This is a genomic window from Marivita sp. (genome assembly GCF_017643905.1).
Taxonomy (GTDB): Bacteria; Pseudomonadota; Alphaproteobacteria; order Rhodobacterales; family Rhodobacteraceae; genus Marivita.
This window is the reverse complement of sequence record NZ_JAEPMO010000135.1, coordinates 1-11,482: the sequence shown is the minus strand read 5'-3', so window position 1 is coordinate 11,482 and position 11,482 is coordinate 1. Positions and strand designations below refer to the sequence as shown.

General features: G+C 61.6%; 14 protein-coding genes. 4 read left to right on the top strand and 10 right to left on the bottom strand.

Annotated features, from left to right (window positions below; translation table 11 throughout):
- The coding region (locus tag JJ869_RS18325) for an electron-transfer flavoprotein:ubiquinone oxidoreductase (RefSeq protein WP_292269281.1) at positions 1-1,533 on the bottom strand (1,533 nt) is incomplete at its 3' end.
- A gap of 274 nt (positions 1,534-1,807) precedes the next feature.
- On the opposite strand from JJ869_RS18325, the gene greA reads away from it, so the two are divergent.
- Both greA and JJ869_RS18315 read left to right on the top strand, forming a co-directional pair.
- Positions 1,808-2,278, top strand: coding sequence for a transcription elongation factor GreA (gene greA / locus JJ869_RS18320; RefSeq protein ID WP_292269279.1), 471 nt, complete (start codon positions 1,808-1,810; stop codon positions 2,276-2,278).
- 17 nt (positions 2,279-2,295) lie between these two features.
- Positions 2,296-3,303 (top strand): hypothetical protein, encoded by a 1,008-nt coding sequence (locus JJ869_RS18315; RefSeq protein WP_292269278.1) that lies wholly within the window; start codon positions 2,296-2,298, stop codon positions 3,301-3,303.
- A gap of 88 nt (positions 3,304-3,391) precedes the next feature.
- On the opposite strand, the gene glp is transcribed toward JJ869_RS18315, so the two are convergent.
- From glp to JJ869_RS18295, 4 genes are read right to left on the bottom strand one after another with little or no spacing between them, the layout of a single operon-like run.
- A complete protein-coding gene (gene glp / locus JJ869_RS18310; protein WP_292269277.1) occupies positions 3,392-5,512 on the bottom strand; it encodes a gephyrin-like molybdotransferase Glp in 2,121 nt (706 codons plus the stop codon).
- The gene (gene mobB, locus JJ869_RS18305; protein WP_292269275.1) at positions 5,509-6,000 is read right to left on the bottom strand and encodes a molybdopterin-guanine dinucleotide biosynthesis protein B; all 492 of its coding nucleotides are present in this window, start codon (positions 5,998-6,000) and stop codon (positions 5,509-5,511) included. Before mobB ends, glp begins: the two co-directional genes overlap by 4 nt.
- Positions 5,997-6,629, bottom strand: coding sequence for a molybdenum cofactor guanylyltransferase MobA (gene mobA / locus JJ869_RS18300; RefSeq protein ID WP_292269274.1), 633 nt, complete (start codon positions 6,627-6,629; stop codon positions 5,997-5,999). Before mobA ends, mobB begins: the two co-directional genes overlap by 4 nt.
- The gene (locus tag JJ869_RS18295) at positions 6,626-7,513 is read right to left on the bottom strand and encodes a formate dehydrogenase accessory sulfurtransferase FdhD (RefSeq protein ID WP_292269272.1); all 888 of its coding nucleotides are present in this window, start codon (positions 7,511-7,513) and stop codon (positions 6,626-6,628) included. The genes mobA and JJ869_RS18295 overlap by 4 nt, the downstream gene beginning before the upstream one ends.
- Before the next feature lie 53 nt (positions 7,514-7,566).
- Between JJ869_RS18295 and JJ869_RS18290 the strand changes: the two genes are divergently transcribed.
- Positions 7,567-8,274 carry an AzlC family ABC transporter permease gene (locus JJ869_RS18290; protein WP_292269270.1) on the top strand — a complete coding sequence of 236 codons (708 nt, stop codon included), beginning with the start codon at positions 7,567-7,569 and terminating at the stop codon, positions 8,272-8,274.
- The gene (locus JJ869_RS18285) at positions 8,271-8,594 is read left to right on the top strand and encodes an AzlD domain-containing protein (protein ID WP_292269267.1); all 324 of its coding nucleotides are present in this window, start codon (positions 8,271-8,273) and stop codon (positions 8,592-8,594) included. The genes JJ869_RS18290 and JJ869_RS18285 overlap by 4 nt, the downstream gene beginning before the upstream one ends.
- 6 nt (positions 8,595-8,600) lie before the next feature.
- On the opposite strand, the gene JJ869_RS18280 is transcribed toward JJ869_RS18285, so the two are convergent.
- The 5 genes from JJ869_RS18280 to rmuC form a co-directional block, all read right to left on the bottom strand.
- Positions 8,601-9,227, bottom strand: coding sequence for a hypothetical protein (locus JJ869_RS18280; protein WP_292269266.1), 627 nt, complete (start codon positions 9,225-9,227; stop codon positions 8,601-8,603).
- A gap of 19 nt (positions 9,228-9,246) precedes the next feature.
- The gene (locus JJ869_RS18275; protein WP_292269264.1) at positions 9,247-9,381 is read right to left on the bottom strand and encodes an aa3-type cytochrome c oxidase subunit IV; all 135 of its coding nucleotides are present in this window, start codon (positions 9,379-9,381) and stop codon (positions 9,247-9,249) included.
- 86 nt (positions 9,382-9,467) lie between these two features.
- On the bottom strand, positions 9,468-9,926 hold the full coding sequence (locus JJ869_RS18270; RefSeq protein ID WP_292269262.1) for a DUF6173 family protein: 459 nt from the start codon (positions 9,924-9,926) through the stop codon (positions 9,468-9,470).
- 10 nt (positions 9,927-9,936) lie between these two features.
- The gene (locus tag JJ869_RS18265) at positions 9,937-10,401 is read right to left on the bottom strand and encodes an Lrp/AsnC family transcriptional regulator (RefSeq protein ID WP_292269260.1); all 465 of its coding nucleotides are present in this window, start codon (positions 10,399-10,401) and stop codon (positions 9,937-9,939) included.
- A gap of 181 nt (positions 10,402-10,582) precedes the next feature.
- Positions 10,583-11,482: DNA recombination protein RmuC (rmuC, locus tag JJ869_RS18260; protein ID WP_292269258.1), on the bottom strand; the 900-nt coding region annotated here is incomplete at its 5' end.

Sequence of the window (11,482 nt, the reverse complement as noted above, 5' to 3'; positions counted from 1 at the left end):
GAACTTGTCATCGCCTTTTTCGTCTTTGACGAATTCATAGACACCCGCCGGGCAATACCGCGCTGATGGTCCGCCATATTTCGGCAGGTTGACCGATACCGGGATGGACGGATCTTTCAGCTTCAGGTGCGCAGGCTGGCTTTCCTCGTGGTTGGTGGCCGCGAAGGACACGTTGGTGAGGCGGTCAAATGAGAGTTTGCCATCCGGCTTGGGGTAATCGATCGGCTTGAAGTTCTTCGCCTCACCCGTCGCTTCGGCGTCGGACTTGCCATGTCCCAGCGTGCCCAGCAGCGAGAAGCCCAGCGTGTTGGTCCACATGTCGAACCCACCGACGGTGAGCGAGGCCAGAAGCCCACGATTGGACCAGAGCGGTTTCACGTTGCGCACCTTCTTGAGGTCAGTGCCGATGGCGCCGGTCCGCACTTCGGTTTCGTAAGCGGTCAGTTCGTCCGAAGCGCGGCCGTCCTGAATGGCGGCATAGGCGGCTTCGGCAGCAGCTTTGCCGGACAGCATCGCGTTGTGGTTGCCCTTGATGCGCGGCACGTTGACCATGCCAACCGAGCAGCCCAGCAGCGCCACACCCGGTGCCACCATTTTCGGCATCGACTGGTAACCCCCTTCGGAAATCGCCCGTGCGCCATAGGCTACACGCTTGCCGCCCTTGAGCAGCTCGGCCACCATCGGGTGGTGCTTGAAGCGCTGGAATTCCATGTAGGGATAGAGGTGCGGGTTCTCGTAGTTCAGGTGAACCACGAAGCCGACATAGACCTGATTGTTGTCGAGGTGGTAAATGAACGAACCGCCGCCCGCGTTGCTGCCCAGCGGCCAGCCCATCGTATGGGTGACAGAGCCTTCGCGGTGCTTGGCGGGGTCGATCTCCCAGATTTCCTTCATGCCAAGGCCGAATTTCTGCGGTTCCTTGCCTTTCGAGAGATCGTATTTGGCGATCACTTCCTTGGCGAGGCTGCCGCGCACGCCTTCGCTCAGGAAAACATATTTGCCGTGCAGCTCCATCCCCGGCTCATAGCCCGGCCCCGGAGTGCCATCGGAATTCTTGCCGAATTCGCCGGCAACCACGCCTATGACCTCGCCATTGTCGCCGTAGACGATTTCCGAGCACGCCATGCCCGGAAAAATCTCGACACCCAATTCTTCGGCCTGTTCGGCCATCCAGCGGCAGACATTGCCCATCGACACGATGTAATTGCCGTGGTTGTTCATCAGCGGCGGCATCGGCCAGTTCGGGATGCGGATCTGACCCGCTTCGCCCAGCATGTAGAAATTGTCGTCCTTGACCGGAACGTTGAGCGGCGCGCCCTTTGCCTTCCAATCGGGGATCAGCGCATCAAGGCCGCACGGATCAAGAACCGCACCCGACAGGATATGCGCGCCCACTTCCGAGCCTTTTTCCAGAACAACGACGTTCAGTTCGGCGTCGAGTTGTTTCAGACGGATCGCGGCGGACAGGCCAGCGGGGCCTGCGCCAACGATGACAACATCATATTCCATCGCTTCGCGCGTGTGTTCGGTCATGTCGGGCTCTTTCCTGAATGTCACGTGTCGAAAACCTGCTGGGTCACGTAACGTGCAGGTCAAGAGCGGTCAATTGCGACACGGCGTTACAACCCGGTTTGCACGGGAATTGCAGCATTTTCCTGCGCCATACCCCGCCAATCCAGCGCAACGCCTCTTGCGTTTCGACGGCGGGTCAGGTCACTGTTGCGCCAACGCAAGTGACATGTTTAGACCGCGCCAACGTAATATGGCGCCAGAGTTTTCGCTCTGCCGACCTAGAGGGAACCGTCCCATGGAAAAGCTGCCCATGACCCGCGCGGGCCACGCCGCGCTGGAAGCCGAATTGAAAACGCTCAAGTCCGAAGAGCGTCCCGCCGTCATCCAGGCGATTGCCGAAGCGCGCGAGTTGGGCGACCTCAAGGAAAACGCGGAATATCATTCTGCCCGCGAAAAGCAGGGCTTCATCGAAGGCCGCATCAAGGAACTTGAAGGTGTGCTGAGCCTTGTCGAGGTGATCGACCCGACCAAGCTGTCCGGCCCGATCAAGTTTGGCGCGACCGTAACGCTGGTCGATGAAGACACGGACGAGGAAAAGACCTGGCAGATCGTCGGCGAACATGAGGCCAATATCGAAAAGGGTCTGCTCAACATCAAATCGCCCATTGCCCGTGCGCTGATCGGCAAGGAAGAGGGCGACAGTGTCGAGGTCCACACTCCAGGTGGTGACAAGTCCTACGAAGTGTTGAAGATTGAATACATCTGATGGGTCGAACCCCCGCCATGACACAGCAAAAAGACGCACGCTCCGGACAAAAGTCCATCCAGGCTCTCCCTGGAGAGGTCACGCGCGGGCTGAGCGGGATCGAACTCACCGCTGCAGCGCTCAGCGTGGTATGGCTGGTGATCTCTGCTGCGTTTTTCGTGTTCTCAGGCAATGACGGTGCGGACGGTCTGCGTTTTCTTCTGACGCTGATGGTGATCTTTTTTCCGGTTGGCATGATCTGGGTGGCCGCCGTCGGCTCGCGGTCGTCTCGCATTATGCGCGAAGAAAGCGCGCGGCTGCAAACCGCCATCGACGCAATCCGTCACGCCTACATTGCCCAAAACCAGGCAGGCGGGCGCGATCAGGCCCCGCACCCGTCGATTGTGAAGAAACTGGAAGAGATCGCCGACGCGCAGAAAAAGGCCGAAACCACCCTGGCAATGTTCACCTCGACCCGCGCCGCACAGATTGCAGTGCAGGCTGGTGCACCGGACCCCGAAACCGGCGACCAGCCCACGCTGGCCTTGGGAACACCGGCAGAGGCGCTGCAACCACCACTGTCGAATTCGGATTTCATCAGAGCGCTGCATTTCCCGGAAACCGCCGACGACAAAGAGGGTTTTGCAGCCCTGCGTCGCGCCTTGAAAGACCGACCCTCTGCGCAACTGGTGCAGGCGGCACAGGATGTGTTGACCCTGCTCAGCCAGGACGGGATTTACATGGACGACCTGCGCCCCGACATGGCGCGCCCCGAGATGTGGCGCCGCTTTGCGAAGGGCGAACGCGGGCGCACGATCGCCGCTCTGGGCGGCGTGCGCGACCGCTCGTCACTGGCGCTGACCGCGGGTCGAATGAAACAGGACCCGATCTTTCGCGATGCCGCGCATCACTTCCTGCGGCTGTTCGACAAGGGATTTGCGCGGTTCGAAAACACCGCGTCGGACGCAGAGATCTCGGACCTCGCAAGCACACGGACCGCGCGCGCGTTCATGCTCCTAGGCCGAGTGACCGGGACGTTCGACTGACGCGGTTCGTCAACAGACACGAAGCCTTAACCATTTCCTGACATGTCTTCGCGGGGCCCGATTCTTCGTACGAAAAATCGGGAAGGACCTAAGTGGAGAAAGACGAGAACGGGATATACCGAACCGGGTCACCCGGCTGAACATGCACGGCACCATCCGGTAACTCGACCAGGCCTTCCGCCCAACTCAACCCGCTGATCCTCCCCGATCCTTCCGACTTGAACACCTCTGCCCGGCCATCGCGCATCCGTGCGCGCAAGTATTCACGACGGCCCGGCTTTTTGCGCTTCTCGAACGCCGCAGGCACGGTGAACCCCTGAGGCTCTGCCCAGCCGGCACCCGACAGCGCCCGCATCGCCGGGCGCGCGAAGATCAGCGTACAGACCAGCGCCGCCACCGGGTTGCCCGGCAGGCCAAATACCGGAACACCCTGCCAAAGGCCCAAGGCCAACGGTCGACCGGGTTTCAGCGCGATCCGCCATTCCTGCATCGCCCCCGTGTCGCGCAACAAGGCCGAGATATGGTCCTCGTCGCCCGCAGACGCGCCGCCAGACGTCAGGATCACATCCGCCCGCGCGGCCGCCGCATCCAAGGCCGTCCGCACCGCAGCGCGATCATCCGCAGCGCGGCCCATGTCGGCCACCTCAAATCCGAACCCGGCGCAAAGGCTAAGCAGCATCGGACGGTTGGCATCATAAATCTGCCCCTCTGCCGCCGGAGCACCGGGTTCGACAATCTCATCCCCGGTCGACAAAACCGCCACGCGCAGCCGATGGCGCACGTCAAGCGCGCCATGCCCCACCGCCGCCGCCAGCGCGAGATCCGCCGGGGTAAGCACCCGCCCTGCTACAAGCGCGACCTCGTCTTGAAGCACATCCTCGCCCGCCTTGCGCGTGTTCGCGCCGCGCTTCAACGGTCCGCGAAAGGCGACCTGACCGTCGCCAACACGCACGTCCTCGTCCAACACGACAGTATCCACACCGTCGGGCAGGTCGGCCCCGGTCAGGACACGGATCGCGTGCCCTGTCGGAACCGAGCCCGCAAAGGGCGCACCCGCCGCCGCACGCCCTTCGACCAACGGCAACACTTGAGGCCCTTCGCCGATCGCCGCACCAGCAAAGCCATACCCGTCGACAGCCGTGTTCGGATGTGGCGGGTTCGACCGCTTGGCCACCACATCACCGGCCAGCACGCGCCCGGCTGCCTGCATCAGAGGCACCGTTTCCACACCCACCACCGGGGTCATCCGATCACGCAAGAGCGCCAGCGCATCGTCCACCGGCGTCCAGTCCACACCCGCAGGCAAGGCGAAACAATCGTTGCGCAAGGGGGGTGGCTCCAGTGCCACCCGACCCCGCGCCGCCGATGTCAGCATTTCGGCATGCCCGGCGCCGAGGATCCAGGCTTCCTCCCTGGCCTCTGGTCCGACATCCGCCAACAGCGCAGTCAATCGCTCGGATGACAGCCCAGCCAATGCGCGCGCCAACAGCCGGACCTGCACCGCATCGCGGATCTCGTTGCCCTGCACCTCCTTTACGGCCGGCTCGACCAAACCCGGCCAGATCTCGACCAGCACAGCCTGCGCCTCGGCCCAGTCTTCAAAGGGCCAGACCGCGACACCCGCACGCCGCCGCAACCGTGCGAGTATCGGTAGTCCCATCAAGGCCTGACTTCCCACAGTCGGGTTAAAGAAGAGTTGAAAACAGGAAGACGACGCCTTTGCCGCCAGATCGCAGGCGCGCCGCTCCGCAAAACTGTCGTAAGAGACACCAACCTTGCGATAGGGCACATCCGGCCAACCCTCCTCGGACGGCTTGCCCCAGAACGGCCCCGGCCCGTCGAACAGGCGGTTGATCTCTGTCGCGACATCGAAGCGGTTGTTCTCGCCCGCCTCGCTGTCGGTGATCCGCGCCTCCAGCCAATCCCAAAACGCCAGCGGGTCGTCGGTACCCGTGACATGCCGGACGAATCCGCTTGGATACCCGAACGGAAAATCGAACCCGATCAGCACGCGCCGCCCGGCCTGCGCCTCGGCATCAAGAAACCCGGATAGCCATCCCTCGGCCTCATTGCGCGATCTGCAATAAACCGGCTCCTGCTCGGCTCCCTCGCGCACAACACCAATCCAGATCGCATCTTTCGACGGGCGGGCAGGCGCGCGTTTCCCGGCGGACCAATCGACAATCGCAATCGTGTCGAACGCCGTCAAAGCCCAACCTCTGACAGGATGAAATCGGCAATCGACTTGGTGTCGTTGAGGTCAAACACCGGACGGTCAAGGTCCATCGGCGTGTCGCTCGCCACAGCGCGAATGGTCGGATCACCCGGCGCGATCAGGTTATTTCCGGTCTCGGCGCGGAAGGCCTCCACCTTGGGATGGCGGTCGCGCTTGTAGCCTTCGACTAGAACCAGATCGACGGGCATAAGCTTGGACAGCAACTCTTCCAGCGTTGGTTCCGCCTCATCGCGCAGCTCGTGCATCAGTGCAAAGCGGTTGCGTGACGCCAGCAGCACCTCAGTCGCGCCCGCAACCCGGTGGCGGTGGCTGTCCTTGCCGGGATGGTCCACGTCAAAGGTGTGATGCGCGTGTTTGACCGTCGACACGGTGATGCCCCGCCCGGTGATCTCGGTCACCAGACGTTCCATCAACCCGGTCTTGCCCGCGTTCTTCCAGCCGGTGACCCCGTAAATTCTCATACCATCGCCTCTGCAGCCTCAAGGTCGTCGGGTGTGTTCACGTTGAAGAATGGATCGCCATTGTCCGTGTCGAACACCGCCTCGCGTCCACCATGTTTTTCCGTCCAGATCACCACTTTCTTAATCCCCTCCTCCAACGCCGCGCGCAAATCATCACGCAGCGCGACGGGCCAGAGGCCGAATGTCGGGTGGCGGATCAGGCCGGAGCGACTCATGGATTTGGTCTTTTCCTCACCGCGCGGCGTGGCAGCCAGAACCAGCGGATGAGCCATGCCTTGGGCGATGTCCTGAAACACCGCGACCAGATCGGCTGGGAAGAACGGCGTGTCCGCAGCGACGGTCACAATCGCCTCTGCGCCCTGCTCCGCCGCCCAATCGAGCCCCGCCAGAACACCCGCCAGCGGGCCGGGGTATCCGGCGATGCTGTCCGGCAGAACCGGCAATTCAAACGCGTCAAACCGCGCTGCGTCACCATTGGCGTTGAGCGCCATGCCAGCCACCTGCGGCTGCAACCGGTCGATCACCCGGTTCAGCAGCGTCTGCCCCCCGACCTGCAACAGCGCCTTGTCACCGCCGCCCATGCGGGTGGCCAGCCCACCGGCAAGGATCACTCCCAAGGGCAAACTCATTCCGCGCTCTTCCTGCGGCTCTTGCGGCTTTCTTCGGGCACAGAGTCCGGGTCCATGTCGCGCACCAAACGCTCTTCACCAGACAAGCAGACAAACCGTTTGCCGCGCATCCGCCCGATGCAGGTCAACCCCACCTGACGCGCGATCTCGACCCCCCATGCGGTGAAACCCGACCGCGAGGCCAGCACCGGGATGCCCATCAACGCCGTCTTGATCACCATCTCCGAGGTCAGCCGCCCAGTGGTGTAGAGGATCTTGTCCTCCGGCCCGACACCTTCCTGAAACATCCAGCCCGCGATCTTGTCGACAGCGTTGTGGCGGCCCACGTCTTCCATATAGACCAGCGGGCGATCCTGGTGGCAGAGCACCGTACCGTGAATGGCCCCCGCCTCCAGATACAGCGAGGGCGTCGTGTTGATCTTGTGCGCCAGCGCATAAAGCCAAGAGGTCCGCAGCTCCACCTGCGGCAACACCACCTTGTCCAGCCCCTCCATCATGTCACCGAACACCGTGCCCACGGCACAGCCACTGGTGCGGGTCTTTTTCTTGACCTTCTCCTCGTAGGTGGTCTGCCGTTCGGTGCGCACGACCACGACCTCAAGATCATCGTCATACTCGACCTTCGTGACCACATCATCGTCGCGCAGCATGCCCTGATTACGAAGAAACCCAACCGCAAGATACTCGGGATAATCCCCGATCGTCATCGCCGTCACGATTTCCTGCGCGTTCAGGAAAATCGTCAGGGGCCGTTCCTCGACCACGCTGATCTCGGTCTCGGCCCCGGTGTGATCGGTGCCCACCACCCGGCGGGTCAGCCGAGGCGCGCCCGGATCGGGCGCGATGAGGTAGTCCCGAAGCACGTCATCCGGCATAGATTGCATCTCCCCTCGTCCAAGGCTACGTCCGATCCGAACACAGCAGACGAGGCACAGTGATGGCGGCAGGGACCGCAATGTCAAGCTACTGGCGGGGCCTCCGGGACGGGCTGCCCTTCCTTGCCGTCGTCGGCCCCTTTGCCATGCTCTTTGGCGTTCTCGCCACCGAGGCCGGGCTGGCCGTGCACGAGACCATGGGCTTTTCCATTGTGGTGATCGCAGGGGCAGCCCAATTCACCGCGTTGCAGCTGATCAATGAAAACGCGCCGACTCTGGTGGTGCTCGCCTCGGCATTGGCGGTCAATCTGCGCATGGCGATGTATTCCGCGTCGATCACCCCGCATCTGGGGCCGCTGCCGCTCTGGAAGCGCGGGATCGTGGCGTATTTCCTCGTCGATCAAACCTACGCGCAATCGATCCTCGACTATGAGAAGAACCCGGATCAGACCACGGCCGAAAAATTCGCCTATTTCCTTGGTGTGATGACACCGATCTGCCCGCCGTGGTATCTGTTCACCTTCGTCGGCGCGGTTCTGGGCGAAAGCATCCCACCCAGCCTCGGGCTTGATTTCGCGCTTCCCATCGCCTTTCTGGCCATGGTCGGCCCCATGCTTCGTACGCCCGCGCATCGGATTGCCGCCTTGGTGTCCGTCATCCTCGCGCTGGCCTTTGCCTGGCTGCCCTACAATATGGGCCTTCTGGTCGCCGGTCTGGGCGGCATGATGGCAGGTGCTCAGGCCGAACTTCGCCTGGGGATCAAACCGTGACCGACGCAACCGAACTTTGGACCATCATCATCGCGTTGGGACTGGGCAGTTTCTGCCTGCGCTTTGCCTTCCTCGGGCTTGTGGGCGACCGCGCGATCCCCGAATGGCTGCTGCGGCACCTGCGCTATACGGCTGTTGCCGTGATCCCGGCGCTGGTCGCACCACTTGTGATCTGGCCCACTGCCACTGGCGGAGAGCCGGACGCCACACGCCTTGCCGCCGCAGTTGCGACTTTTGCAGTGGGGTATCTGACAAAGAATGTGTTTTCGGCCATGGGTATTGGCGCGGCCGTTCTGGTGTCGCTCAGCCTTCTGTTCTGACGTGGGTCACTGACCCGCAAGCGCCTGTTCGAACTGGGCAATAGCGACCGCTTTGTCGTCGCTGTCATTCTCGAAAATCTTGGTCGTCTGCACACCGGGCAAACTTTCAAAATCATCCATCAGACGTTTCGGAAACCAGGTCGATCCGATGCTTTCAAACCCCGGGAGCTTCCGGAGGATGGCAGAGGTGCTCAGCGCGCATTGCGCCGACGCCACCGAACCGTTGGACGTCGCAAGGCGCAGTGCACGTTCTGCCACCTCGGGCGAGACCTCGATGGTCTGTATCACGACGTGGAAGGTTTCCCGCGCATGAGCACGCGCGTAGAAATCCGCAACAGCGGGAGTGATGCCATAGAGGACATCTCCTCTTTGCGGCACCGCGCTCAGCCGGACAGACCCCGCTGGATCAAAGATCACCCGTTGCGATCCATTGATCATCAGGCTGGTATGGGCCCCCTGACCGGTGCGATTGTTGATCATCGTGAACAGCGTCAGCGCGGTCGGGCCGGGATGGCGGTAGGACGCGCTGCTGATCACTTCGGGCGAGGCATTCGGGCGCAATTCCGCGCCCGCGCCGCAACCCATCAAGGCCAACAGGGCCAGTCCGGCAAGAATGCGCGATACCATGGTCATGTCAGCCTCTGGGCAGAACTCAGGAGTTGAAGATCGCGAGGAAGATCAGAACCCCGATCGAGAAAGCGGCAACCCGGACAGACCAGCGGACGAAGCCATCAAAGGTCTTTTCCTGAGCGGTTGTGTCCATTGTACCGTGCTTGTGTTCAGCCATTTGAGACATCCCTCATTAATGTTTTCGAGTCGCTACCCGATTTGCCCGACCCTGTCACCCATGCCAAGCGCGCAGTGTGTCGCGGTCTAGGTGGATTGTTCCAATTCTGCAGCAAGTTCAAACCCGATCCGACGCGGCGTGGCGTCTTCCTTGGGGATCGGCAGCGCGCGCAGCGTCACGTTAAGCTGCGAGACATGCTGGATCAATTGCATCCGTCCGCCCTCTTCGTCCGATCCGTAGAAGGTCACGATATCAGGGTCAAAATAGCCCAGCCCTTCGATGCGAAGCACACCGGTGTCGTTTCCAGCAAAGCCCATCGCGACCTCGTGTTCGTTGTCCAATTGTTCCTCGAAATTCTGGATATAAAGGATCAAGCGCTCATAGGCCCATTCTGCGTCGCTTTTCTGTTTGAAAGAACGGCGCATTACCGCATCGGGCAGCGCTTTTTCTCCGCTTTCGCCGCATCCCTTGGCATGGGAATCGTATTTGCGTGGCAATGCATCGGCTTCGGCATATTCCGCCGTGGTGCGAATGTCCTGGGCCATATCATCCCCCCTAGATCGGCAAGGCCGTCGTTTCCTTGATCTCTTCCATAACGAAACTGGCCGAAATATCCGAGAGCGGAATCCGCGCGATCACGCGCTTGTAGAACGAATCGTAGGCCGGGACGTCTGCCACGCGGACCCGAAGCAGGTAATCCAGATCCCCTGTCATCCGATAGGCACCGACCACCTCGGGCATGGTGCGCACCGCCTTGTGAAAGCTGTCCAGCCAATCTGCGTCATGCCGCCCGGCGCGGATCATCACCATGACTTCCAGCGGACAGCCCAGCTTGGCCGGGTTTGCCAACGCGACACGCCCGGTGATTATTCCGGACTGTTCCATCGCCTTGATCCGTCGCCAACAGGCATTGCGCGACAGGGCAACCTGATCGGCGATGGTTTCGACACTGAGACTGGCATCTCGTTGCAGGATGCGCAGGATTGTCTTGTCGAATTGATCCAATTCAATCGAGTTCATGAGAATTTATCCCAACCAAGCGGTGTTTTGACAAGTAACATGTTACGCTGGGGTCGTTTCCGTCAACGGAAACGCGCGATGCGTCGACGCATCGCCTTCCGCGCATTTGTTAACAATCGGTTAAAGGGTCCGAAGCGGTCCCATTGTTTCGCGCGCGAAACATTCCGGATCGGATGCTGACCTATTCCCCGGGTGGGGTCGCCAGCCGCACCACCGGCACAGGGTCATCCTTGGCCAATTCCTCGAAATCGAAATTATCAAGCCGCCGCGCCCTGCGCCCCGCCTTGTCGGCGCTGATCTTGATATCCGCGATGTCCTTCGCCGCCTGCCCGAAATGCCGGTCGAGGTTTTCCACCCGGCTACCCAGCCGGTCCACATCGGCATAAAGCAGGCCCAGTTCCTTGCGGATCGCCCCCGCCTGTTCCTGCATCCGCGCATCCTTGAGGATCGCCCGCATCGTGTTCAGCGTCGCCATGCAGGTGGTCGGCGACACGATCCAGACCCGCGCTGCGAACCCATCGCGCACCACTTCGGGGAAGTTCGCGTGCAGCTCCGCATATACAGCCTCGGAGGGCAGGAACATCAGTGCACCGTCCGCGGTTTCGCCTTCGATGATGTATTTCTCGGAAATGTCCTTGATGTGCTTTCGCAGTGAAAGCCGAAGCTGCTGCGCCGCGCGGGTCAGTTGATCCTGCGTCTCGGCGCGGCGCAGTTGTTCATAGGCTTCCAACGGAAACTTGCTGTCGATGGCAATCGGCCCAGGCGGGTTCGGCAGGTGGATCAGACAGTCCGCCCGTTTGCCGTTCGAGAGTGTCGCCTGCAGCGTATAGCTGTCCTTGGGCAGCGCCTTGCCGACGATATCCGTCAACTGGATCTCCCCGAACGCGCCACGGGTCTGCTTGTTCGACAGGATGTCCTGCAGCGACAGCACGTCGCCAGACAGCTTGGTGATGTTCTCCTGCGCCTTGTCGATGCTCTGGAGTCGCTGCTGGAGATCCCCCAGCGATTGCGCCGTGCGTCGGGCGGAGCCGTGCAGGTTCTCGTTCATCTGCTCCTGCACCTGCGCCAGACGCCGCTCCAT

Coding starts and splice junctions, on each gene's coding strand:
- JJ869_RS18270 (WP_292269262.1), bottom strand. CDS start 9,926: ATGGCCCAGGACATTCGCACCACGGCGGAATATGCCGAAGCCGATGCA.
- JJ869_RS18280 (WP_292269266.1), bottom strand. CDS start 9,227: ATGACCATGGTATCGCGCATTCTTGCCGGACTGGCCCTGTTGGCCTTG.
- JJ869_RS18315 (WP_292269278.1), top strand. CDS start 2,296: ATGACACAGCAAAAAGACGCACGCTCCGGACAAAAGTCCATCCAGGCT.
- JJ869_RS18290 (WP_292269270.1), top strand. CDS start 7,567: ATGGCGGCAGGGACCGCAATGTCAAGCTACTGGCGGGGCCTCCGGGAC.
- mobA (WP_292269274.1), bottom strand. CDS start 6,629: ATGAGTTTGCCCTTGGGAGTGATCCTTGCCGGTGGGCTGGCCACCCGC.
- greA (WP_292269279.1), top strand. CDS start 1,808: ATGGAAAAGCTGCCCATGACCCGCGCGGGCCACGCCGCGCTGGAAGCC.
- JJ869_RS18265 (WP_292269260.1), bottom strand. CDS start 10,401: ATGAACTCGATTGAATTGGATCAATTCGACAAGACAATCCTGCGCATC.
- JJ869_RS18295 (WP_292269272.1), bottom strand. CDS start 7,513: ATGCAATCTATGCCGGATGACGTGCTTCGGGACTACCTCATCGCGCCC.
- JJ869_RS18275 (WP_292269264.1), bottom strand. CDS start 9,381: ATGGCTGAACACAAGCACGGTACAATGGACACAACCGCTCAGGAAAAG.
- mobB (WP_292269275.1), bottom strand. CDS start 6,000: ATGAGAATTTACGGGGTCACCGGCTGGAAGAACGCGGGCAAGACCGGG.